This is a genomic window from Nonomuraea sp. B12E4 (genome assembly GCF_039871825.1).
Lineage (GTDB): Bacteria > Actinomycetota > Actinomycetes > Streptosporangiales > Streptosporangiaceae > Nonomuraea.
This window is the reverse complement of record NZ_JBDPME010000007.1, coordinates 1-23,337: the sequence shown is the minus strand read 5'-3', so window position 1 is coordinate 23,337 and position 23,337 is coordinate 1. Positions and strand designations below refer to the sequence as shown.

21 protein-coding genes, 1 rRNA gene and 1 pseudogene are annotated in these 23,337 nt (G+C 69.5%); 5 read left to right on the top strand and 18 right to left on the bottom strand.

The window, feature by feature from the left end:
- Window positions 1-13: 13 nt before the first annotated feature.
- The 13 genes from ABGB18_RS17855 to ABGB18_RS17795 form a co-directional block, all read right to left on the bottom strand.
- On the bottom strand, window positions 14-289 hold the full coding sequence (locus tag ABGB18_RS17855) for a hypothetical protein (RefSeq protein WP_347696632.1): 276 nt from the start codon (window positions 287-289) through the stop codon (window positions 14-16).
- Window positions 290-325: 36 nt separating this feature from the next.
- The gene (gene pssA / locus ABGB18_RS17850; RefSeq protein ID WP_347696631.1) at window positions 326-1,150 is read right to left on the bottom strand and encodes a CDP-diacylglycerol--serine O-phosphatidyltransferase; all 825 of its coding nucleotides are present in this window, start codon (window positions 1,148-1,150) and stop codon (window positions 326-328) included.
- Window positions 1,137-1,778 (bottom strand): phosphatidylserine decarboxylase, encoded by a 642-nt coding sequence (locus tag ABGB18_RS17845; protein ID WP_347696630.1) that lies wholly within the window; start codon window positions 1,776-1,778, stop codon window positions 1,137-1,139. Before ABGB18_RS17845 ends, pssA begins: the two co-directional genes overlap by 14 nt.
- A 107-nt stretch (window positions 1,779-1,885) precedes the next feature.
- Window positions 1,886-2,869 (bottom strand): TerC family protein, encoded by a 984-nt coding sequence (locus ABGB18_RS17840; RefSeq protein WP_347696629.1) that lies wholly within the window; start codon window positions 2,867-2,869, stop codon window positions 1,886-1,888.
- Between the two features lie 198 nt (window positions 2,870-3,067).
- A complete protein-coding gene (locus tag ABGB18_RS17835) occupies window positions 3,068-4,198 on the bottom strand; it encodes a glycosyltransferase family 4 protein (RefSeq protein WP_347696628.1) in 1,131 nt (376 codons plus the stop codon).
- Window positions 4,199-4,411: 213 nt separating this feature from the next.
- On the bottom strand, window positions 4,412-6,034 hold the full coding sequence (locus ABGB18_RS17830) for a lipid II flippase MurJ (RefSeq protein ID WP_347696627.1): 1,623 nt from the start codon (window positions 6,032-6,034) through the stop codon (window positions 4,412-4,414).
- 340 nt (window positions 6,035-6,374) lie between these two features.
- Window positions 6,375-7,232: a hypothetical protein gene (locus ABGB18_RS17825; RefSeq protein ID WP_347696626.1), complete on the bottom strand. Its 858-nt coding sequence runs from the start codon at window positions 7,230-7,232 to the stop codon at window positions 6,375-6,377.
- Between the two features lie 3 nt (window positions 7,233-7,235).
- Window positions 7,236-8,213 (bottom strand): copper transporter, encoded by a 978-nt coding sequence (locus tag ABGB18_RS17820; protein WP_347696625.1) that lies wholly within the window; start codon window positions 8,211-8,213, stop codon window positions 7,236-7,238.
- A complete protein-coding gene (gene steA, locus ABGB18_RS17815) occupies window positions 8,210-9,406 on the bottom strand; it encodes a putative cytokinetic ring protein SteA (RefSeq protein WP_347696624.1) in 1,197 nt (398 codons plus the stop codon). The genes ABGB18_RS17820 and steA overlap by 4 nt, the downstream gene beginning before the upstream one ends.
- Window positions 9,407-9,479: 73 nt before the next feature.
- Entirely contained in the window at window positions 9,480-11,189 is a 1,710-nt protein-coding gene (gene recN / locus ABGB18_RS17810; RefSeq protein WP_347696623.1) for a DNA repair protein RecN, read from the bottom strand.
- 94 nt (window positions 11,190-11,283) lie between these two features.
- Window positions 11,284-12,183, bottom strand: coding sequence for an NAD kinase (locus ABGB18_RS17805; RefSeq protein WP_347696622.1), 900 nt, complete (start codon window positions 12,181-12,183; stop codon window positions 11,284-11,286).
- Window positions 12,180-12,989, bottom strand: coding sequence for a TlyA family RNA methyltransferase (locus tag ABGB18_RS17800; protein WP_347696621.1), 810 nt, complete (start codon window positions 12,987-12,989; stop codon window positions 12,180-12,182). The genes ABGB18_RS17805 and ABGB18_RS17800 overlap by 4 nt, the downstream gene beginning before the upstream one ends.
- Window positions 12,986-13,255: a hypothetical protein gene (locus ABGB18_RS17795; RefSeq protein WP_347696620.1), complete on the bottom strand. Its 270-nt coding sequence runs from the start codon at window positions 13,253-13,255 to the stop codon at window positions 12,986-12,988. Before ABGB18_RS17795 ends, ABGB18_RS17800 begins: the two co-directional genes overlap by 4 nt.
- A gap of 127 nt (window positions 13,256-13,382) precedes the next feature.
- Here ABGB18_RS17795 and ABGB18_RS17790 point away from each other — a divergent pair, with 127 nt between their 5' ends.
- A complete protein-coding gene (locus ABGB18_RS17790; protein ID WP_347696619.1) occupies window positions 13,383-13,730 on the top strand; it encodes an SCP2 sterol-binding domain-containing protein in 348 nt (115 codons plus the stop codon).
- Between the two features lie 193 nt (window positions 13,731-13,923).
- Window positions 13,924-14,445, top strand: a pseudogene (locus ABGB18_RS17785) (ATP-binding cassette domain-containing protein); the annotation flags it as partial.
- A 39-nt stretch (window positions 14,446-14,484) separates the two neighbouring features.
- On the opposite strand, the gene ABGB18_RS17780 reads toward ABGB18_RS17785, so the two are convergent.
- Window positions 14,485-15,456: an HAD-IIA family hydrolase gene (locus ABGB18_RS17780; protein WP_347696618.1), complete on the bottom strand. Its 972-nt coding sequence runs from the start codon at window positions 15,454-15,456 to the stop codon at window positions 14,485-14,487.
- A 152-nt stretch (window positions 15,457-15,608) separates the two neighbouring features.
- The gene (locus tag ABGB18_RS17775) at window positions 15,609-16,031 is read right to left on the bottom strand and encodes a tetratricopeptide repeat protein (RefSeq protein WP_347696617.1); all 423 of its coding nucleotides are present in this window, start codon (window positions 16,029-16,031) and stop codon (window positions 15,609-15,611) included.
- Between the two features lie 110 nt (window positions 16,032-16,141).
- On the opposite strand from ABGB18_RS17775, the gene ABGB18_RS17770 reads away from it, so the two are divergent.
- Entirely contained in the window at window positions 16,142-17,653 is a 1,512-nt protein-coding gene (locus ABGB18_RS17770) for a DUF1015 domain-containing protein (protein WP_347696616.1), read from the top strand.
- Window positions 17,654-18,130: 477 nt separating this feature from the next.
- On the opposite strand, the gene ABGB18_RS17765 is transcribed toward ABGB18_RS17770, so the two are convergent.
- A complete protein-coding gene (locus ABGB18_RS17765; RefSeq protein ID WP_347696615.1) occupies window positions 18,131-18,580 on the bottom strand; it encodes a single-stranded DNA-binding protein in 450 nt (149 codons plus the stop codon).
- 110 nt (window positions 18,581-18,690) lie between these two features.
- Here ABGB18_RS17765 and ABGB18_RS17760 point away from each other — a divergent pair, with 110 nt between their 5' ends.
- Window positions 18,691-19,617 carry an MBL fold metallo-hydrolase gene (locus ABGB18_RS17760; RefSeq protein ID WP_347696614.1) on the top strand — a complete coding sequence of 309 codons (927 nt, stop codon included), beginning with the start codon at window positions 18,691-18,693 and terminating at the stop codon, window positions 19,615-19,617.
- 280 nt (window positions 19,618-19,897) lie between these two features.
- On the opposite strand, the gene ABGB18_RS17755 is transcribed toward ABGB18_RS17760, so the two are convergent.
- The gene (locus ABGB18_RS17755; RefSeq protein WP_347696613.1) at window positions 19,898-21,043 is read right to left on the bottom strand and encodes a hypothetical protein; all 1,146 of its coding nucleotides are present in this window, start codon (window positions 21,041-21,043) and stop codon (window positions 19,898-19,900) included.
- 1,347 nt (window positions 21,044-22,390) lie between these two features.
- Between ABGB18_RS17755 and ABGB18_RS17750 the strand changes: the two genes are divergently transcribed.
- Window positions 22,391-23,167, top strand: coding sequence for a class I SAM-dependent methyltransferase (locus ABGB18_RS17750; protein ID WP_347696612.1), 777 nt, complete (start codon window positions 22,391-22,393; stop codon window positions 23,165-23,167).
- A gap of 51 nt (window positions 23,168-23,218) precedes the next feature.
- On the opposite strand, the gene rrf is transcribed toward ABGB18_RS17750, so the two are convergent.
- Window positions 23,219-23,335: ribosomal RNA gene (gene rrf / locus ABGB18_RS17745) — 5S ribosomal RNA — on the bottom strand.
- Window positions 23,336-23,337 lie beyond the last annotated feature (2 nt).

The following is a 23,337-nucleotide window of genomic DNA, read 5'->3' as shown; positions in this document are numbered from 1 at the left end:
CGACCCACCGCGTTCACTGACGAGCGGTGAGGACGTGCACGATCCGCTCGGCCGCCAGGGCGGGATCGTCGGCCAGGCCGACGAGCTCGCCCCAGGACCACCGGTAGAACCACCCTTCGGAGAGCGGCACGCAGTCCACGGTCTCGGCCAGCATGAGAGTGTCCGGATCGCTGATCCGCAGGACGAGCGGATAGGACCGGAGCGTGGCCGTCAGCCCGCGCCGCTCCAGCTCCTCTGCCAGTTTGCCGAGGAAGTACGTGCGCGTGTGCTCGCGGGGCATAACCGACATGGCTCCATCAAAGCCGAAGTACGGCGAAAAATCCCGTTAGTGGTTGATGCGATCGGCTTCCCGGCGCTGCTCACGCTTGTAGAAGAGCATCCGCAGCGGAATCGCCGCCACGAGCGCGATCTGCATGGACGCGCCGATCTTGATCGGCAGGTCGCCGCCCTCGGGCCAGGCCACCCATACGGCCAGGAACGCCACGTTCACCATGATCCAGCCCAGCACGATCGCCGCGAGCTGCCCCTTCGGCTTGGGGTATTCGATCCGGCTGACCATCAGCCAGGCCACGCCGAGCACGGCCAGCAGCGACCAGAAGCTCGGCTGGAACAGCAGCACGATGGAGATCACCGACATGGCGCCCATCGGAATGGGCAGCCCCATGAAGTCGCCGCTCTTGGTCTTGACACAGGCGAACCTGGCCAGCCGCACGACCCCGGCGACCAGCACGGCCGCCGCCGCGGCGAGCACGGCCATGAACGGCACCTGCTTGGTGAACCCGCCCCAGATCACGATCATGAACGCGGGCGCGAACCCGAAGCTGATCACATCGGCCAGGTTGTCGAGCTCGGCGCCCATCGCGGAGGCACGGAACCGCCGCGCCACCAAGCCGTCGAACAGATCGCACGTCGCGCCGATGAGCAGCAGCACGATGGCGGTGGCGAAGTAGCTCGGAACGGGCGTGAAGCGACCGCCGTCGACCTGGAGCTGCTGGATGGCGGAGTTGGCCAGCACGCACACGGCGAGAAAGCCGCATACCGCATTGCCCAGCGAGAGCGAGTCCGCGGCGGACAGGCGGAACGCCTTGCCCACGGGACCGCGAGGTTCTTCCTCGTCCGCCTGCCAGCCGCCGGCGTCAGCCGCGGTCAATTCTGGTCACCCCCGCAACCGTCTTGTCCCCCACGGACACCGCGGGGGACATGCCTTCCGGAAGATAGATGTCGACCCTCGAACCGAGCCTGATGAGCCCGATCCGCTCGCCCTGCGCGACCTTGGCGCCGGCACTCAGGTACGGCACGATCCTGCGCGCCACGGCGCCCGCGATCTGCACCATCTCGATATCACCGAGCGCGGTCTCGAAATGCCACACCACGCGTTCGTTCTGGTCGCTGTCCTTGTTGAAAGCCGGCACGAACCCACCTGGCACATGCTGCACGGATGCGACATTTCCCGCAAGAGGGGCACGGTTGACGTGCACGTTCAGCGGGCTCATGAAGATCGCCACCCTGGTACGGCCGTCCGGCCACGGGTCGATGCTCTGCACCACGCCGTCGGCGGGTGACAGGACCCGTCCCTCACCGGGAATGCGATCGGGGTCGCGGAAGAACCAGAGCATGCCACCGGTCAGGGCGCTCAGCGGCACCGCCGCGAGTGCCCATCGCCGGTCCTTGCGCGTCAGCAGCGCGGTGGCGGCGGCCGCGGCCGCGGTCGGGAAGAGCCACGGGGAGACCCCGCGCGCGAGCCTCAGGCGGCTCGGCTTAGCAGAATCGTCTGACACGTACAACCTTTGGTGGTGACGGACTGGGCGCTTTGCCGTAATGTTACAGAACTACCCACTATTACACGGCACAACTGGACAAGCAAAGCGCCTCGAAGCCCCTTTCGCTAGACCTGCTCGGGGTGCGGCTCCTCGCCCTTGCGCGCGATGGTACGGGCCTTGATCAAGCTCGCCACAGTGGTGATGACCATGGTGGCACCGATGACCGAGAGCGAGACCCAGATGGGAATTTCGGGCGCCCAGGAGACATGGCTGGCATGCAACGCCTCCAGAACCAGCTTAACCCCGATGAATCCGAGGATGAACGCCAAACCGTAGCTGATGTAGACGAGCCGCTGCAGCAGGCCGCCCAGCAGGAAGTAGAGCTGACGTAGCCCCATCAGGGCGAACGCGTTCGCGGTGAAGACGATGAAGGGGTCCTTGGTAAGTCCGAAGATCGCCGGAATCGAGTCGAGCGCGAACAACAAGTCGGTGCTCCCGATCGCCACCATCACGATCAGCATCGGAGTGACCATGCGCCTGCCGTCGATCTTCACGGTCACCTTGGAGCCGACGAAGCCGTCGGTGGTGGGGAAGGCCCGGCGCACCCACCTGAGCACGACGTTCTCGGGGACCTTTTCCTCCGTGCCCTTGAGGTGGTCGCGGACGATGTTGATCGCGGTGTAGACGAGGAAGGCGCCGAAGACGTAGAACAGCCAGCTGAACCGCTCGAGCGCCGCCGCCCCGAGCGCGATGAAGATGCCGCGCATGACCAGCGCGAGCAGGATGCCGACGAGCAAAACCTTGTGCTGATAGGCCCGCGGCACCGCGAACCTGCTCATGATGATGAGGAAAACGAACAGGTTGTCAACGCTGAGGCTGTATTCGGTGATGTAGCCGGCGAAGAACTCACCGGCTTTCTCCCCTCCGAAGGTGGCCCACATGAGCACCCCGAAGATCACGGCAAGGATGACGTAGAACGTCACCCAGAATCCCGCCTGCCGCATGGAGAACTCTCGGGCCTCACCCCGATCGACGATCCACAGGTCAATGGCGATCACAACGAGCAGGCCGCCGATGACGGCGATCCAGGCCCACACAGGTACGGTCACTCAAACCTCCGGCATGCACGAAATCACTGCCGGAGGTCTCTCCCGCCCGCACGCCTTGCCTGCGGACCGACAGCCCCGGGGGCCCCGTGGAGCGGGGCTGCACCGTGATGACGAGGCTGTCGCGAAGGGATACTCCCCTCCCCTAACCCACGCAGTATATGAGAACGCTCAGGGCCCACCTAGCCATCCCGTGGATCATCATCTGGGGTAGGCGGCGAGCGCGCCCTCCACGACGTCGTCGTCGCCGGGCATCTCCCGTCCCCGCCGCGCGGCCGCCGCCGCGAGCCTTTCCGCAGTTCCCGGCGTCACGAGCAGCTCGCGTACGGCCTCACGCAGCCCGGCGACGTCCCCGTACCGGACCAGGATCCCGGCATCTCCCAAAATTTCTGAGATTCCCCCCACATCGGTGGCAATAGCTGGAGTCCCTGCCATGAGCGCCTCACGCAACGTCAGCGGCTGCCCCTCCCACCGGCTCGGCATCACCAGGGCCTCGGCCGCCCCCAGCAGGTCGGGCACATCGTCCCGGTAGCCGAGCAGCCGCACGGGCAGCCCCTCGGCGTCGATCCTGGCCTGCAACGCCCCCCGCAGGGGCCCGTCCCCCGCGATCACGAACAACGGCTCCGCATGCCCCTCCCACGGCCCCGCCGCGGCGTCCAGCAGCGTCTCCAGCCCTTTTTGCTGCGCGAGCCTCGCGAGGGTCACCAGCAGCGGCCGGTCCCCCGCCCCCAGCTCGTCCCTGACCTCCTGAGGGGTCCGCTTGGCCGGCGGCAGCGCAGGCGCCCCCACCAAGGCCCCCGTCACCTCCCTGGCCCCCAACGCGGCCATCCGCTCCCCAAGGTCAGGCGACACCACGAGCACCCGGTCGGCCCCCCGCGCCACGATCCGCTCCAGCACCCCATAGACGACCCCCACGAACCCCCCGGCCGTCAACGCGTTGTGCAACGTCACCACCAGCCTCTGCCCCCGGCCGGGGCGCCCTCGCGTTCGGCCGGGCTGTGACCGCGCCCCGGCAGGCCCACCGCGCCCAAGCCTCCTCCCGAGCGCCACCAGCGCCCCGGCCCGCAACCCATGCGCGTGCACGACGTCGGCGCCGCGCGTCAACCGCCGGATGGCGAGCACGGCCCGCAGATCCCGCCCGGGATTCGGCCGATCGGAAACGGCCACCGCCACGAACCGGGCCCCGGCCCCGGCGAAGCCGATCAGCTCCTCCACGCTCCCCGGCCCGACGACGAGCACCTGATGCCCCCGCCGCACCAGCCCCTCCACCAGAGTCCGCACATGCCGTCCCGTCCCACCGGACGTGGTCCCCAGCACGAAGGCCACCCGCACAACCAGCTCCTTCTCCCACACCCGCCCGATCGAACGCGCCCCCGCCCGCAGAGCAGCCGCAACACCCTCCCAGCGGCCACAGCACACGCCCGCGGCACCCACTCAGACGCCGCACCACCTATCACTAGCACTCTTCCAACGACCAGGTGACGCGATCACAGCACCAGGGCCCAGCCTCACACCACGGCCCGGCGGCCGTCCCCCACGCACGGCTCAGCCGCCGCCCGCACCCCGACGCGACAGCCCGGCCACAGCACCGGCGTCCTCCCGGTCCACCAGCGCCACGACCGCCACCCCCACCGCCAGCGCCACCACGACAGCCACCACGCCGGCCGCCACGTTCGGCCAGATGCCAGTGAGCCCGAGCCACCCCACCACACCGGCCCCGGCCAGGTATCCCAGCACCCCTCCGGCCGCCGCCGCGCCCGCGGCCCGCGGCAACCCTGCCACGGCTCCGCTCCCCCGCGCCCGCACCACGGACGCGAGCAGCATTCCCCCGCCCACGCTCATGCCCACGCTCATCCCGAGCGCCATGCCCCCCACCTTCCATCCGTCGGGGAACACCGGCACGAACACGGTCTGCGCGACGATCACCACGAGCCACCCCCCCACGGTCCCGGTGGCCGCCTGCCGCCCCCGCCCGGCCGCGTAGAGCACCCGGCTCAGATGCGCGATGAGCCCGTAACCCGCCAACCCCGGCGCGAACAGCGCGATGGCCACCGCCAGGTCCGGCGCGGGCACCTCGCTCTTGAACCCGAGGAACACCACAGCACCGGGCCCCGAAGCCGCGGCCAGCACCCCGGCGGCCAGCCCCGACACCAGCACCACGGCCCGCGTCGTCCGCGCCGCGAGCGCCGAGAAAGCCACCGGGTCGTCGGCCTGCGCCGACAGCCGGGGAAACGCGCTGGTGGCGATGGGCACGGCCAGCACCGCGTAGGGCACCAGATAGATCGCCCACGCGTAGTTGTAGACGGTGATGGCCCCGATGCCGATCAGGTTGTTGGACAACATCAGCACCACGATCATGGCGGCCTGCTGCGCCAGGAGCGCCGCCATCCCGGCCGCGGCGAGCCGGCGCACCTGCCCGGCCACCCCGTCGGGAAACCGTAACGTGGGCCGCCAGCGGAGCCCGAGCCGGGACGTCGGCCCGATCACGGCCAGCACCAGGGACAGCACCCCCAGGCTGGTGCCCACCGACAGGGCCAGCTCGGCCGGTCCCGGCACCGCGGCGGGATCCGTCACCCCACCGCTGAGCGGCACGAACAGCAGGTAGGCCACGATGACCACGATGCTGGACACCAGGGGAGCGGCCGCCGGCCCGGCGAACCGCTTGTGCGCCTGCAGCACGCCGTAGAGCACGACGGCGACGCCGTAAAGCGGGATCTGGGGGGCGAAGACGACCAGCATGCGGGTGGCGACCGCCGTCACCGCGGCCGCGTCCTGGCAGCCGTCGATGGCCGTGCCGAAGAACAGCCCGATGATCGGCCCGGCGAACAGCGCGGTCAGCACGGCCGGCGGCACCAGCACGACGACCACCCAGGTCAGCAGCGCCGAGCTGATCCGTCCCGCCCGCTCGCCCGGGACGACGGCGTCCTCGGCGGCCGAACGCCCGGCCAGCACGGGAACGACCATCCCCGCCAGGGCCCCGCCGACGACCACCTCGAACACGATGTTGGGCAGCTGGTTGGCCGTCATGTAGGCCGTGGACAGGCAGTTGGTGCCGACCGTCTGGGCGAAGGCATATTGCTTGGCGAAGCCGGCGACGCGCGCCAGGACGGTGATCGCTCCGATGAGCATGGCGCCACCCGCCACGCCCCGCGTCGTCACGATCCCCACCCGGCCTCCCCGGCACCGTCCTCGAACACGCTTACGCAGACATCCTGGCAGGCCACACCGACAGTCCGCGACCGGCGCTCCACCCGGGAACGCCCGCAAGGCCACCGGCGGCCTGCCGGGTCACAGCACGAAGCCCCTGGGGGCGGCACCGACCGCCTGCCGGGCGACCACACCAAATCCCCGCCCGGCGACCGGACCAACCGCTCGCCAGACGACCGCACAGAACCCTCGCAGGGCAACCCCGCCAACCGCTCGCCAGACAACCGAACAGAACCCGCCGAACGACCGTACAAACCCCACCAGACGTCGGAACCAGAACGCCTGCCAGGTGACGACGGCACTAATCGACCGGGCGGCGCCCGAGCATGTCGAGGCGGTTGAGCACCGGGTTTCCGGCGATGACCTTGGTGAAGCTGACCTTCTCCGCAGCGGCGGTCAGCGCCATGACGGTGCCCAGCACGGCGTAGCGGCCGGGCCGGCCAAGTTGAGTGACGGCGGCGAGCCCGAGCAGCGCGCCGAGGGCGTTGGCACCGGCGTCGCCGAGCATGGCGCGCTCGCCGAGGTCCTCGGGCAGCAGCGCCGCCGCGGCCCCCAGCGGGACGGCGGCCAGCGCGGCGGAGGCCGGCGAGCCGCGGAACAGCGACGCGGCGAGCAGCGGCCCACCGGTGAGCAGGCCCACCTTGATGGCACGGCCGGGCCGCAGGTCGAAGAGGTTGGCGAGGTTGGCGGCGCCGGCGATGGTCGCGCCGTTGACCAGGGTGTCGACCGGCCCCCGGGAGACGAGGGCGGCGGCGGCGAGCCCGGTGGCGCCGATGCCGAGGATCTTCACGGCCCCGCTGGTGACCTCGCCGCGGGTGAGCGCGGTCAGATGGCCCTTGAAGCCCTTGGTGGAGGTGGTGCCGTAGAGGTCGTCGTAGGCGCCGAGCGCGCCGCTGCCGACCCCCGCGACCAGGGTGGCCAGGCGCAGCCGGCCGGGCAGTCCGGGCGTGAGCGCGGCGGCGGCGCCGGTGCCGGCCACGAACGCGGGCCCTTCGAGCAGCGTGATGGGCTCGCCCCGGTGGTTCTTACGCGTCCAGCGGCCGCTCAGCTCGGCCGGCCTGTTGCGGGTGAACGCCGTGTAGGCGGCCCGGGCGGCCACAGCGCCGATCGCGGCACCGGCGAGCGCGTAGAGCAGGCCTCGGGCCCGGCTGGCAGGCATGTGTCAGCTCCCTGACTGGGTGGTGGGGGACGGGGTGGCGGACGTCATCGCGGGCACGGTCGCGGAGGCTCCCTTGCCGATGCCGTACTGGCCGGCCCGCCCATCCAGTTGCTCCCGGAGAGCGTAGACGGTCGCGATGCGGCCCATGGGCATGTCGATGGTGTCGACGGTGGACACCCGTTTGGAGATGTCGCTGTCGTCGCGTACGACGCCGATCGCGTCGCCGGGGGCGGCGGTGGTGGGGACGGTCCCGGCGAGCACCGTGCCTTTGCCCGCCACGTCGAAGCCGTTGATCAGGGAGGCGAGCGCACCCGCCTGCGTCTCGGCGTTCTCGCCCTCGTAGGGCCGCTCGGGAGCGATCATCACGGCGAGCGTGGCCCGCTTGTCAGGCTCTTCCTCGCTGCTGAGCAGCCCGCCCGTCTCGAAGGCGGTGGTGACGCCGGCGGTGGTGGTGTTGGGTGTCCCCGCCTGGGCCTGGTCGGTGGTGAGGTAGGTGGCGGCGAGCAGCGTGGCGGCTCTGTCCCAGGCGGTGGCGGTGGCAGGGAACGTCATGTTGGCCGGTTTGAGCTGGTTGACCAGGCCGTCGATGACGCCTGTGCCCTTCGGGTCGAGGAGCTTCTCCGTGAAGGTGACGCGTCCGGAGAACTCCGCGCCCGCCTGGCTGAGCGCCTGCTGCACCGCCTCCCGGTAAGTGGTGCTGGAGCCGGGCGTCTCGATCAGCAGCACGCGCTGGCCCGTCAGCTCGCCTGCCACCAGGTCCGGCTGCGCGGCGGCGATGAACGTGTCGTTGCCCGCCTCCCTGCCGCTCAGGGTGTCGAGCTCGGACCGGAGGTCGTTGTTGGCATTGGTCAGCTCGTCGCTGGTCCGTTTGGCCAGCTCGATGGCGGGCTCCTGGAGCAGCGTGGTGCCCATGACGATGCCCACCGCCAGCGCCAGGAAGATCGCGACGATGGAGACGAGGTGATAACGGAAATCGATCACGAGAAGAGTCCGACCAGCCAGAAGATGAACGCGTTCCAGACGTCTTGCAAGCCGTTGAGCCAGGTGCGGCCGATGTCCGAGGAGAACAGCGCCACACCCATCGTGATCAGCGCGGTGATCACGAGCAACAGCAGCTGCGGTGTGGAGATGCGACTACGGTAGAGCCTGCTCACGCCCTTGGCATCGACGAGCTTGCTGCCGATGATCAAACGGGTGAGAAAGGTGCTGGCCATGCCGGAGCGCCCCTTGTCGAGAAACTCCTCCAGCGTGCCGTGGGTGCCGACCGCGACGATCAGCCCGGCGCCCTTGTCGTCGGCGAGGATCATCGCGATGTCCTCGCTGGTGCCGGTGGCCGGGAAGATCACCGCCTCACGGCCGAGCTGGTGCACGCGCTCGAGCCCGGGCGCCCTGCCGTCCCGGTAGGCGTGTACGACGAGCTCGGCGCCGCAGGTCAGGGCCTTGGTGGAGACCGAGTCGAAGTCGCCCACGATCACGTCGGGCAGGTAGCCGGCCTCCAGCAGCGCGTCGGCCCCGCCATCGACGCCGATGAGGACGGGACGGTATTCGCGGATGTAGGGCCGCAGGGTGGCGATGTCTTCCTTGTAGTGGTAGCCGCGCACCACGATGAGAGCGTGCCGGCCTTCCAGGGGGGTGCGGATCTCCGGCACCCCGACGCCGTCGATGAGCAGCCGCCCCTCGCCACGCACGTATTCCATCGTGTTGACGGCGAAGGCCTCGATCTGGACGGCGAGCCCGGCCCGGGCCTCGGCCATGGCCGCCTCGACGGCCTCGACACTCTGCGGGTCGCCCTTGCCGACGATGTCGTCGCCGAGGTAGACGACCCCGTCGTAGAGCCGGATGACGTCGCCGTCCCTGACCCGTTCGAACAGCTCCTGGCTGGCGTTGTCGACGAACGGCACGCCGGCTTCCAGCAGGATCTGCGGCCCCAGGTTGGGATAGCGCCCACTGATGCCGGCGGCCACATTGATCACGGCCGCCGCTCCGCACGCGACAAGCGCCTCCGCGCTCACCCGGTCGACGTCGACGTGGTCGATGATCGCTATCTCACCGGGCTGGAGGCGTTTGGTAAGCCTCTTCGTGCGCCGGTCGACTCTCGCCACTGCCGTTACACCGGGAAGGTCACTGACCTTCCGACTGCGGAGGCCCGGCATCTTGCTTCCCGGAACCTTCATCAAGACCATCCTGCCAGAGCGAAACACCGCGAGGGCCACGCATTACGCGGCGTGTCCGCTATGTCACACAGGATCACCTGTCCGCGGCCGCCAGCCCCAGCAGTTCTTCCGCGTGCGCACGGCCCAGCTCGGAGTCCTCCAGCCCGGCCAGCATGCGGGAGAGCTCGCGTACGCGTCCCTCGTGGTTGAGGGTGACGACACCGCTGCGCACGACGCTGCCGTCGCTCGCCTTCTCCACCACCAGATGCTGGTCGGCGAACGCCGCGACCTGCGGCAGGTGGGTGACCACGATCACCTGCGCGGTGCGGGCCAGCCGGGCCAGGCGGCGCCCGATCTCGACCGCCGCCTTGCCGCCGACACCCGCGTCGACCTCGTCGAACACGAAGGTCGGCACCGGGTCCGCGCCGGCGAACACCACTTCGATCGCGAGCATCACCCGGCTCAGCTCACCGCCGGAGGCGCCCTTGTTGAGCGGCAGCGGCGGCGCGGCGGGATGCGCGGCCATGCGCAGCTCCACCTCGTCGACGCCCTCGGGGCCGAACTCCTCGCTGCGGCTGAGCTCCACCACGACCCGGGCGTGTGGCATGGCCAGGGCCGTCAGCTCCTCGGTCACCGCCTCGCCGAACCGCTCGGCGGCCGCCTCGCGCACCGCGGTGAGCTCGCCGGCCAGCTCGGTGAGCCGGACCGTCAGCTCCTCATGCTCGCGGGTCAGCTCCTCGATGCGCTCGTCGTCACCGTCGAGCTCGGTCAGGCGGGCGGCGGCCTGTTGCGCCCAGGCCAGCACCCCGGCGCTGTCCTCGGCATATTTCCTGATCAGTCCGGAGAGCACCGAGCGGCGCTCCTGCACCGCCGCCAGCCGGGCGGGGTCGGCCTCGATCGACTCGGCGTACGCCGCCAGGTCCGTGGCCACGTCGGAGATCAGGTAACCGGCCTCGGCCAGCCGGTCGGCCACCCCGGCGAGCTGGGTGTCGAAGTCGCGTACGGCCTCCACGGCCGCCCGGGCCTCGCCGAGCAGGGAGATCACGTCGTGCGGGCTGCCGGCCGCCTCCATCGGGTCGCCGAGCAGCGCGGTGTGCGCGCTGGTCGCGGCGCTGCGCAGGGCGTCGGCGTGGGAGAGCCGCTCCTCCTCACCACGCAGGTCGGCGTCCTCGCCGGCCTTGGGATCGACCTTCTCGATCTCCTCCAGCCCGAAGCGCAGCCGGTCGGCCTCCTGCGAGCGCTCCCTGGCCTTGGTGGTCAGCTCGTCGAGCAGCGCGCCGACCTGCTTGTGCCGCTTGTACGCCTGCGAGTACGCCCGCAACGGCTTGACCAGGTCGTTTCCCGCGTATCTGTCGAGCGCCGCGCGCTGCCTGGCAGGCTGCAGCAGCCGCTGCTGGTCCATCTGCCCGTGCACCGCCACCAGGTCGTCGGCCAGGTAGGTCAGGGTGCCGACGGGCACCGTGCGCCCGCCGAGCCAGGCCCGGGACCGGCCCTCCGCCGAGACCGTACGGGAGATGATCAGCTCGCCGTCATCGACCTCGCCGCCGATGTCCTCGACCTGCTGGTAGACGCGCCCGCCGGGCTCGATGACCAGGGTGCCCTCGACGGCCGCCCGGTCGGCCCCCGGTCTGACGCGCGAGGGATCGGCCCGGCCGCCGAACAGCAGCCCGAGCCCGGTGACGACCATCGTCTTGCCCGCGCCGGTCTCGCCGGTGACCACGTTGAAGCCCGGCGAAAGCTCGAGGACGGCCTCGTCGATGACGCCGAGCCCCTGGATGCGGACCTCCTCGACCCTTGGTCGCACTGCCCACTCCCGTTCCTGCCGTGTCTATGGTCACACGGATCGTTTTCCGAACACCTGCGCCCAGGTGATCCTACGCGTTCTCCCCTCCATTGACTCAGGGTCGCACCCTTCCGCGCCACCCCTGCACGGGAAGCTCGAACTTGGCCACCAGCCGGTCCGTGAAGGGCGCGCCCGTGCTCTCCACGCCGTGCAGACGCGCCAGGCGTACCGGCTCGGCGCCCCTGCGGACCTCGACCCGCGCACCCGCGGGAAGGTCGAAGCGGCGGCGGCCGTCGCACCACAGCACCCCGCCGGGCGTGTCGGGCAGGATCTCCACGGCCAGCGTGGAACGCGGCGAGACCACCATCGGCCGGGCGAACAGCGCGTGCGCGCTGATGGGCACCATGAGCAGCGCCTCGACCTCCGGCCACACGACCGGGCCGCCGGCGGAGAACGCGTAGGCCGTCGATCCCGTCGGGGTGGCGCAGATCACGCCGTCGCACCCCCACCGGGACAGCGGCCGGCCGTCGATCTCGGCGACCACCTCCAGCATGCGCTCCTGCTTCTCCACGGTGGCCTCGTTGAGCGCCCACGTGTCGGCCAGCACCCGGCCGTTCTGCCGGGCGAGCACATCGATCGTCATGCGCTCCTCGACGTCGTAGCGGCCCGCGACGACGCTGTCCACCGCCGCGGCCAGGTCGGCGACCTCGGCCTCGGCCAGGAAACCGACGTGCCCGAGGTTGACCGCGAGCAGCGGGGTGCCGGCGGGCTTGGCCAGCTCGGCCGCCCGCAGCAGCGACCCGTCGCCGCCGAGCACCATCATGACCTCGGCGTCCTTGGCCGCGCTCGGGTCGCCGGGCACGGCGTCGGCTCCGGCGCAGCCGATCTCCCCGGCCTCTGTGTCGAGCACTCTGACGCTGATACCGGCGTCGACCAGCCGGTTGATGACCAGGCGGGCGCTTTCTACCGCGGCGTCACGCCCGGTGTGTACGGCGACCAGAACGGTCCGGTTCATTGCGGCCCTTCCGCGACGGCACGCTGGATCTCGGTTTCGAGGTCGGCGACCGGCGGCTCGCCCTCTCCCTTGCCCAGCCAAAGTAGATATTCCACATTTCCGGAGGGTCCAGGCAACGGGCTGGCGGTCACACCGCGCACGGACAGGCCCAGCTCCTGTGCCTTGGCGGCCGCCTCGCGCACGGACCCCGCGCGCAACTCGGGGTCGCGCACCACACCACCCGCTCCCACAAGCTCCTTGCCCACCTCGAACTGCGGTTTCACCAGCAGCACGAAGTCGGCCCTGGGCGCGGCGACCGCGGCCAGGGCGGGCAGCACGAGCCGCAGGGAGATGAACGACAGGTCGCCCACGACCAGCGTGGGCGGCTCGCCGACCAGGTCGGGGGTGAGATCGCGCACGTTGAGGCGTTCCATGACCGTCACCCGCTCGTCGTTGCGCAGCGACCAGGCGAGCTGGCCGTAGCCGACGTCCACGGCGAGCACGTGGGCGGCGCCGCGGCGCAGCAGCACGTCGGTGAACCCGCCGGTGGAGGCGCCGGCGTCGAGGCAGCGGCGGCCCGCCACCGGCAGCTTCTCGAACGTGTCGAGCGCGCCGAGCAGTTTGTGCGCTCCCCGCGAAACGTAGTCGGGCCCGTCGCCGGCGGCGACGACGATGGCGGAGGCGGTGTCGACCTGGGTGGCGGACTTGTGCGCCCGCTGGCCCCCGACGCTGACCCGGCCGGCGTCGATGAGCTGGGCGGCCTGCTCGCGCGACCTGGCCAGCCCGCGCCGCACCAGCTCGCTGTCGAGGCGTAGTCTGCGGCTCACGGGTGTCCCATGGCCTGCTCGGGGGGCTCGCCCGGGCCGTGCCAGGTCCGTCCGGGCGTGGGAGGTCTGGAGGTGGGAGGTCCCGGCACGGGGGGTCCGGGTGTGGCCTGTTCGAGCGGGGCGCGTTCGAGTGCGGCTTCGAGCCCTGAGAACGCCTCGCCGAAAACCGTCACGTGCTCGGCCACGGGCATCTCGCCCAAACGACCGAGACCGGCCACGATGGCATCGACCCCCTCGTCGCCGGTCCCCTCCGGCAGCTCACTCATGACTCGACCGTAACGCGTCCCGGGAGCACCCGGGACCTTGGCAGGCGTGTTACGCGTTGAAGGGCATACGAGGGTGCTACTGATGTGGAACGCTACCGTCCGCAAAGGGAAAGAAGGGATGCGCATCATGGCAAGCGTCGAGGAGTGCCGGGCGGCACTGGTCAAGCTCGTCGCCCAGTTCGACGAGGTCGGCGAGGAGGACCGGGCCAAGCATGTGGTGGAGCGCACGGTGAGCTGCCGGGTTCCCGACCTCGACGTGACCTTCTACGGCCGGCTGCACCACGGGGGGCTCGACCCGTTCACGGAGTTGCCGCCGCCGGACGGGAAAGCCACCGACGTCAAGCTCACGATCGTGAGCGACGACCTGATCGCGCTCGTCGACGGGAAGCTCGAGCTGGCGCGGGCGCTGCTCGGCGGGCGGGTGAAGATCGACGCGAGCTTCGGCGACCTGCTGCGGCTGCGCAAGCTGATCTGAACGGCCGTTGACCCGTTCCATCGCCAAGTTACTCAATGGCTTCGTTAGCCATTTGGCGATGGGCGAACAATGGGTCTGATCATCGACACCACGGCTCTCAGCCGCTCCTACGGCAACCGGCCCGCCGTGGCCGGCCTGGCGCCGGCGGTCCCGGCCGGCGAGGTCTTCGGCCTGCTCGGCCCCAACGGGGCCAGGCAAGACGACCACCATCAGGATGCTGTCCACGCTGCTGCCGCCGAGCGGCGGCACCGCACGGGTGTGCGGGTTCGACGTGGTGCGGGCGGCCGGAGAGGTGCACCGGCGCATCGGCCACGGCGCCCAGCGGGCCTCGACCAGGGGCTCCTCCATACTCACCGGCCGGGAGAAGGCCGAGATCGAGGCCGCTCTCTCCCACGTACCGAAGCGGCGGCCGAAGGCCGGGGCCGGCGAGGTGCTGGAGTCGGTGGGGCTGTCGGAGAGCGCCGACCGGCCCGTACAGGAACGCTCGGGCGGCATGCAGAAGCGCCTCGACCTGGCGTGCGGGCTGCCGCACCGGCCCGAACATGCTCATCCTCGACGAGCCGACACCGGGCCTGGACGTACGTTCGCGCCGCCACATGTGGGAGCACATCCGCCCGCTCCGCGCCGAGGGGATGACCGTGCTGCTGGCGACCAACTACATGGACGAGGCCCCTCAGCGGCAGCGGCAGCCCCAGCCATCGACGGCAACAAGTAACGAGCGAGGCGCGAGGAGCACCATCCCACCCGGACGGCGCTATCCCACCCGATCGAGCACGGGCTTGACGGCGTCTTCCTCCACCCGCCCCTCCCCGGCCACGGCCCAGGCCACGTCACAGGCGGCCCGCAACCCGTCGATCCGGCTGCCGTCCCCCTCCAACCGCAACACTCCGTCTGTCCACCGGGCTCGCCACCCCCCGCAGACACCGTCCCGCACCTCGGGATAGTCCAGCAACAGCGCGCCCAGGTCCTCTCCGACAAACGTGGGCCGATGCCGAGGACCGGCCGTCAGCACATCGACCGGCGCCGCGACACCCGTCAGCACCAACAGGCTCTCCACCCCGGCGTTCGAGGCCCCTTCGATGTCGGTGTCCAGCCGATCCCCCACGACCAGCGGTCGCCGAGCCCCCGTACGGATCATCGACTCCCGATGCAACGGCGGATCAGGCTTACCCGCATAAACCGGCTCAACCCCTGTGGCCGTGGCGATCACCCGAACCATGGCCCCGTTCCCCGGCACGATCCCTCGCTGGATGGGCATCGTGGTGTCCGCGTTGGACGCCACGAACAAGGCCCCCTGCCGCACCGCCAACGCCCCTTCCGACAACAGCCCGTACGACAGCCCCGGCGCGATCCCCTGCACCACGGCGACAGGCGACTCGGCGGCCGTCGTGACAGGCCGGAGCCCGCGATCCCGCATCGCCAGCCGCAGCCCGGACCCGCCCACGACGAGCACGTTGGAACCCGCCGGCACCCTCTCCGCCACCAGCCGGGCCGCCGCCTGCGCCGAGGTCACCACGTCGGCGACCGTGGCAGGCGCCCCCAGCTCACGCAGGTGAGCGGCGATCGCGGCGGGCGTCCGCGAGGAGTTGTTGGTCACGTACGCCAGCCGCACCCCGCGTCGCTGAGCCGCCTCCAGCGCCGCCGGCGCCCCCGGCACCGCACGGCTGCCCAAATAGACCACGCCGTCAAGGTCGAGCAGCAGGGTGTCATACCCGTCGATCAGCACAGCGCCTCTTCCCGTTTGACTTCAACGCCGCGTGAGACTTTAACGCCGCCCTCGTACCCACCTACACCAGGGACGACCATGTCAGCACTTTCCCACCCAACCCCGAGCAGCCCAACCGAACCATCCACGACAAATCACAATGACCCTGTCGCCTACATTTCCCGACGCGCCCGCAACGTCGCACGAACGCTCTTCAACGCCGATACATAATGCCGCTCGTCCGGCCGCATGGCCACCGCGATCGCCAGCGGCTCCTGGGCTCCCTCAATATCCCCGGTACGCCACAACGACAGCCCCAGCCCAAAGTAGGCATAATCCTCAGCGGGATTGGCATCCACGATCTGGCGAAAACTAGCCGCCGCCTCGGCGTACTGCCGGGAATTGAACTGCGCCCGAGCCAACGCCTCCAGAATGCTGCGCGACTCGGGCTCGGCCGCGGCGGCCCGCTCAAGCAATGCGGCGGCAGCGGCGGGACTGCCCTCCTTCAGCAACCTCACCCCACGCTGATACCAGTCGTAAACGCCACCCCTCGGAGCACCCGAGGACTCATCTTGAGCGTTTCCATCTTGATCCATGCGTAAGGACTCCTTCATCGCTGAACGAGGGACCCGTACCGATCTGCCGGACCGGCCGCGACGGCAACCACCCGGGGCGGTCTCCAGAGGGGGCAAGCATTTGTGGGAGCATGCCCGGTATGGGGACTCCTGAACTGCCGGTGCCGGACGGCCTGGTGCTACAGCCCTTCCGAGGCGTACGTTTCGCTGTCGAAGATCCCGCCAAGGTGACCTCCCCACCATACGACCTGATCTCAGACGGGGACGTGGACGCCCTCCTCGACTCTCATCCGAACAACGTCGTCCGGCTCATCCTTCCCTGCGCCCCCCGCACACAACCGGCCACCGTCGACCAACCCGGCGGGCCCCCTTCAGATATCACCGCCACCCCCCAAGCGACCCTGGAGCCCCACCCGGGCACCCCCACCCCCACACCTCAGCCACCAAAGATCACATCTTCTCCACCGAGCGGAACCCCCGCTCCATTGGCAGGCCGGTATGCGGAGGCCAGAGACACACTGCGAGCCTGGCTGGACTCAGGCGTCCTGGTGGCGGACGACGGGCCGGCCCTCTATGTATACGAGCAGAGCGGACCGAACGTGCTGCAACGGGGCCTGATCGGCGACGTCGGCCTGGCCGACCCGGCGCAACACATCATCCTGCCCCACGAGGACGTCCTCCCCGGTCCCATCGCCGACCGGCTCGCCCTCATGAGCACCACCCAGGCCAACCTGGAGCCCATCTTCCTCCTCTACAACGGCGAGAACGGTTCGGCCACCAACCTGGTGGACGACGTGGCCACGAAGCGACACCCCCTCGTGACCGCCCATACGGAAGACGGCCTCACACACCGCCTTTGGGCGATCACTGAAGAGGCGGAGATCGCCGCGATAAACTCCGACCTCCACTCCCGCCAAGCGCTGATCGCCGACGGCCACCACAGGTACGCGACGTACCGCGTCCTCCAACGTCAAGAACGCGCCAGGCAACACCAGACACCACCCCCCTCGGCCACGGCAGAGCCCCGGACAGTGGACCCCCGGACAGTGGAGCCCCGGACGCTGGAGCCCGCGACCGGACCGTGGGACTTCGGGCTGGCCCTGCTCGTAGATTCCTCCGCATATCCCCCCAACCTGCAGGCCATCCACCGCGTGATCCCCGGACTGCCCCTGACCGAGGCAGTCTCCAAGGCCAGGGGCTCATGGCGTGTACGCGACTATGACGACCTGGCCCAGGGCTTGGCAGCGCTGGAAGCGGCCGCGAACCCCTCCTTCCTGCTCGCCGGCGCAACCGGCACCCATCTGCTCACCGACCCCGATCCTCTGCAGCTCGCCCGCGCCATGCCGGCCGACCACTCCGACCGGTGGAACTCCCTGAACACCTCCGTCCTCTCAGAGTTCGTCCTGCCCATGGTGTGGGGCATGCGTGACGACGAGCAGACCGTACGCATCGTCCACCACGACACGGACGCCGCAGTGCGCCTGGCCATCCGCACCGGCGGCACCGCCGTGATCCTCCAGCCGCTCGCGGTCGATGACGTCCTGGCCGTCGCCGCAGGCGGCGAACGTGTCCCCCGCAAGTCCACCTCCTTCGGCCCCAAACCGAGGACGGGCCTGGTCCTGCGCACATTCGCAATCAACTAAGCCGCCCACAAGCCCTGTCCGGCCACGACACACTCACCCACCAGCGTCCCCACGTGTGTCAGGCGTCAGGGAGGCGGCGGTAGCGGCCCATCAGGGTCCCTGCCCTCTTCTCCCACCCAACGTGCACTGGGCTTGATCCGGTCTGGACGGACATCCGAGATCTCCGTCCGGTGCAAGGGATCGTCCGTTTCCCATCGGTGGCTGCGCCACCGGCGGCAACCTGCAACAGGTCCAGCACCTGATCGCCGGGCAGCTCCCGCAGCGGCACCGGCTGCTGGGGCGCCGCCGGTGGGGGTTGTGCCCGCCATGATGAGCCGCCGCCTGCGGCAGCGCCGGGCCATCATCGTGCTCATCTCGCCCCTGCCGTGGCCAGCAGGGTCTCCCCATGTTGTCGTGGAAATGATCGAGTTCTCCCCCCCACAACGGGTTCGATCGCGATGCGTCGGGTTTGGTTGAGGCCGCTTCTCTGGGATGAAGTCAGCTGGCGGGTGCCAGGTAGTGGACCTGGGGTGGGATCAGGGTGGTGAGGGGGTCGGTGGGAGGTTGAGTGGGGTGCGGGAGGTTGGCTTCGGCCAGGGGGGTCGGGGCAGTTTGGGGTGTCGGGCTGGGGAGGTCGGCGCCCGCTGGTTGGGCGGTGTTGACTTCCACCTCATACCTCCAGATTTTGGCGGTGGACGGGCCGAAGACCCGGCAGCGGAAGGATCCGGACACCTCGATGTAGTCCCGGGGCTTGAGATTGCGGACTACCTCGGCTGTCTCCGGGTTGAAGGTGACACACGGGATGCTGTCCGTCATCGCTGCTCCTCGTCTGTGCCGGCGGCGGCGGACGATGACGCGCCACTTCGTCACGGTGTCGCCGTTGGGCAGGGGGTGCTCCTCGACCGCCGCTGACAGCCGTCCCACCAGCACGACCTCGTTTCGGTCCACTGTCGTCCTCCTATCGGTGCTCTGATGGGGATCACTCTCTACGATGAAGGGGTGGCCGGATCGGCTGGAACGCCGTTCTGGGGACAACGGACGGACGGTCGGGAGTGCCTGTGGAAAACATCACCGCCCTGGGCGGCGACGTCTACGAAATCGACACCAAGATGGCCGGATACACCGGCATCACAGCTGGTTATCTGATTTTGAGCGATCGACCATGCCTGGTGGAGACCGGCACCTCGACTTCCGCGCCCGTGGTGCGAGATGCGCTCGCCTCGCTCGGAGTGGGACCCGATGATCTGGCCACCGTCGTGGTCACCCATATCCACCTGGATCACGCCGGTGGGGTGGGGGACATCGCCAATTTCTTCCCGTCCGCGCAGATCGTGGTCCATGAGAAGGGGGCTCGTCATCTGGCTGATCCGTCGCGGCTGATGGCCAGTGCGCGGATGGTATGGGGTGACCAGCTCGACACGCTCTTCGGCGAACTGTCCCCGACCGACGCACAGCGGATCGTCGCCCTCGGTGACACCGGTGCCATCGACCTGGGCAACGGACGTACGCTGAGCAGCCACTACTCACCCGGGCACGCGAAGCACCACGTGGGGCTCGTCGACTCCGCCACCGGGGACCTGTACGTCGGTGACGCGGCCGGTGTCTATATGCCTGAGACAGGTGACCTGCGTCCCGCGACGCCCCCGCCGGACTTCGACCTGGAGACGGCGCTGAACTCGATCGCGCTGTTCGGGGCGCTTGGCCCGCAGCGGTTGTTGTTCAGCCATTATGGGCCGGTCGACGCTGTTCAGGAGACCCTTGAGCGGTCCGCCGAGGAGCTGCGCATCTGGGTGGATCTAACCCGGCAGGCTCACTCGGAGGGCATGGACCTCGACCACGCCATCGCCATGGTCAGGGATCGTACGAAGGATCGTTACAGCGTGCTGAAGTCCGATGACGCCACGGCCGAGCAGTTCGAGCTGTTGAGCGGTGCCCCGTCCAACGTCGCGGGGATTCTTCACTGGCTCAATCGTGTCTCGCCCTGACCGCCTCACACAGACACCTGACCTTGCGGAGTCCTGAGGCCACACGACCTGACCTCGCAAACGCCCATCTCACGAATGAGCTTCCCCCCGTTCTCCGGACACTTCGTCTGAGGTCACAAGCCCTGACCCCTCACAGACGCCGTCTCACGAACGTCCGACGTCGCAACCGCCCGGACACCGACCTCGCCAACGCCAGAGGTCACGGATCTGACGCACAGACGCCCCCGCTGTACCACATAGCCGGCAGCAGTACAGCGGGAGCGCCAGCGACGCCTGTTCGTCAGTCGTCAGTCGTCGGCTTGTCCTTGATGACTTCCTCGGGCTCGTCCAGCACGTCACCGAAGTTGGGCTCGATGAAGGCCGGGGTGATGCTCAGGGCCTCGGGGTGCTCCGCGGAAGCGCTCCGCTCGTCGCCCGATGTATCCGGGAGATCCGCGGGCACCTTTGATGGTCCGGCGGCAGCCGTCCGAGCAGTCTGCGACGTGTCGTCACCGGCCTCATGGCGGACACCATCCTGCACCTCGGCATCAGCATCGACCTCCGCGTCAGCGTCGGTCTCCGCCTCGACATCATCTTCCGCCTCGACCTGGTCGGCGGCATCGGCGTCAATGTCGGCCTCAGCGTCGGCGTCAGCTTCAATATCGGCACCGGTCTCAGCGTCGGCGGAGGCATCAGCGGGGGCATCGGCGTCGGCCGGGCTGCTGCCCTGTGCCGGCCCCTCATCCCCGAGATCGTCGGCGTCGGTCACCTCCGCCACATCATGAGCAGCGTAGGCGCCCACCTCCGCCTCGACATCCTCATCAGCCTCGTCCGCCTCGGAAACCGCGTCGTCCTCGAGGTCGAAGTCCTCCTCGACATCCTCGATGACCGCACCGGTCAGCTCGGCGTAGCGTTCGGCGGCGTCCGTCTCGCCGTCCTCGTCGAACGCCATCGCCCTCCCGAACCAGTCCGTGGCCGCCTCCTGATGCCCGGCATCGGCCAGTGCGTCCGCGTATGCGAACGCCAGCCGCGCCGACCAGGGCTTGGGCTGCGGGTCCCGCAGTTCGGGCAGGCGCTGCAGAGTGATCACAGCGGCGTCGTGCTGGCCAAGGTCGCGGCGGGCACCTGATTCGACGATGGTCAGCTCGATGCGGCCGGCCCGGTCGAGGCGTTCGGCCTCTGGCGAACGTACGAGGTCGATGGCCCGCTCCGGACGGCCGAGCCCGCGTTCGCAGTCGGCCATGACCGGCAGGTACGCCTCCGAACCCGTCATCCTCCTGGCCGCCCGCAGGTCGCTCAGCGCCTCCGAGAAATGCCCGGCACGGTAGGCGACGATGCCTGCGGCCTCGCGTACGACGCCGATGCGAGCCGCGAACCTGCGTGCCACCTTCGTGTGCTCGTGCGCCCGGTCGGGGTCATCGTCCTCGAGCGCCCGCTCGGCGGCCACCAGGTGCCGGCCCACCAGGTCGGCGAGGTCGCCGGGAAGGGAACGCAGCTCTTCGAGGACTTCCTTGTCGAGCTCCTCGGCGGTGATGTCTGGTGCGACGTCGGGCAGCTTCTCGCGCGGAGCAGCCTCGGCCTCCCGGTCGGACCTGCCGTACCGCGCCCGGGTCCCCTCGGCGGGGCCACCCTCACGGTCATCCCGCGAGAACGGGCGGGCGTCTCGCTGACCGCGCTCACGCCGATCATCGAAGCCGCCTTCACGCCGGGGACCACGGTCACCGTAGCCACCCTCACGCCGGGGGCCGCGATCATCCCGATCCCGGTACGGACGGCGCTCGCCACCCTCACGACGCGGACCGCGCTCGCCACCCTCACGACGCGGACCGCGCTCGTCGCGGAACCCCCCGTCCCGCCTCGGCCCACGATCCTCGAAACCACCCTCACGACGAGAGCCGTAACCCCCCTCGCGACGGTCACCAAACCCGCCCTCGCGACGCGGACCCCGATCATCCCGGAACCCACCCTCACGACGCGGACCCCGATCACCGAACCCGCCGCCCTCACGACGAGGGCCAAACCCACCCTCACGCCGAGGACCACGATCACCGTAGCCACCCTCGCGACGCGGACCACGATCGTCCCGATCCCGGTACGAGCGACGCTCGCCCTGATCGTCCCTGTCCCGATAGGTACGACGATCGTCACCCCGGGTTCCGCGATCGTCACTTTCACCGCGAGGACCGCGGTTGTCCCGGTATCCGCCGTCCTCACGACGCGGACCACGATCACCCTGGTAGCCGCCCTCACGGCGCGGGCCCCGGTCACCGTATCGGCCTTCGCGCCGATCGCCGTACCCGCCTTCACGCCGAGGACCGCGATCATCCCGATCGCGGTACGGGCGACGCTCGCCGCCCCCCTGGCGCGGACCATAGTCGTCACGGTTTCGATAGCCGTCGTCGCGCCGCGGCCCTCTGTCGCCCTGGTTGTTGGAGCGCGACCTGTCATCGGAACGGAAGGGACGGTCACCGCCGGAGTCTCGCCCGCGAGAGTTGTATCCGCCGCTCCTGCCGCCTCCGCTGGAGCGCCTGTCCCCGTGGTCGCCGCGCCCGCGCTGTCCGCCGTCCGATCCGTTATCTCTGTTCACTTCTGGTCCATTTCGTTGGCTCACCCAGCGGACCCACAACGACGGTCCACCGAGGCTGGTCGCCGCCCGATCCCGGGCCTTACGCGACGAAGGCCACCCCTGGGTGGCCCGGTACCTCCAGCCTAGCAAGTCGCAGAACGTCCACGAGCCTGAAGCGGCCCCAATATTGATTGGCCCACAAACACCCGGTCAGCAAGACTGCCTACCATGTCGCTACGCTTCCACGAAATCGCCGAGGCCCGCAACCGTGTACTCAACCCCTGCACGGACGACAAGCTCGATCTGCTCGGAAAGATCTGCCGCATCGCCCCGGATTCCCGTCATCTGGACCTGGCCTGCGGAAAAGGTGAGCTCCTTTCCCGATGGGCCGCCGAATACGGCACGGAGGGCGTGGGGGTGGACATCAGCAAAGTCTTTCTGAGCGCCGCCAGAACCCGTGCGGAAGAGCTCGGAGTGGCTCACCGGCTCGATTTCGTCGAAGCCGACGCCGCCACCTACAAAGACACTCCCGAGTCGTACGACATTGTCTCCTGCATCGGCGCGACCTGGATCGGCGACGGCCTCCAGGGCACCCTGTCACTGATGCGACGGCACCTGAGACCGAACGGCATCGCCCTGGTCGGCGAGTGCTACTGGATTTCACCACCCCCGCCCGAAGCGCTCGCCACCCTCGGCATCCAGGATGGCCTCTTCACCTCATTGTCCGGTACGGCGAACCGTGCCGAGGAGTCCGGCTTCGAGCTCCTGGAAATGGTCCTCGCCAACCAGGACAGCTGGGACAGGTACGTCGCCGGCCAGTGGTGGACGATCAGCGACTGGCTCCGCGACAATCCGGAGGATCCCGATGCCCCGGCCATGCGAGATTTCCTCACCCGGGCCCGCCGCTCGCACCTTGAGTACGGCCGCCAGTACCTGGGCTGGGGCCTCTTCGTCCTCCGCCCCCAGGACCCGCAGCCCGGAGATTCCCAACTGAAATCCCAGTGAAATAAGGAAGGCCCCGGACCAGACGGTCCAGGGCCTTCCTTATCAAAGATTGTCCGGCGGCGACCTACTCTCCCACACCCTCCCGAGTGCAGTACCATCGGCGCTGAGAAGCTTAACTTCCGGGTTCGGAATGTAACCGGGTGTTTCCTCCCCGCCATAACCGCCGTAAC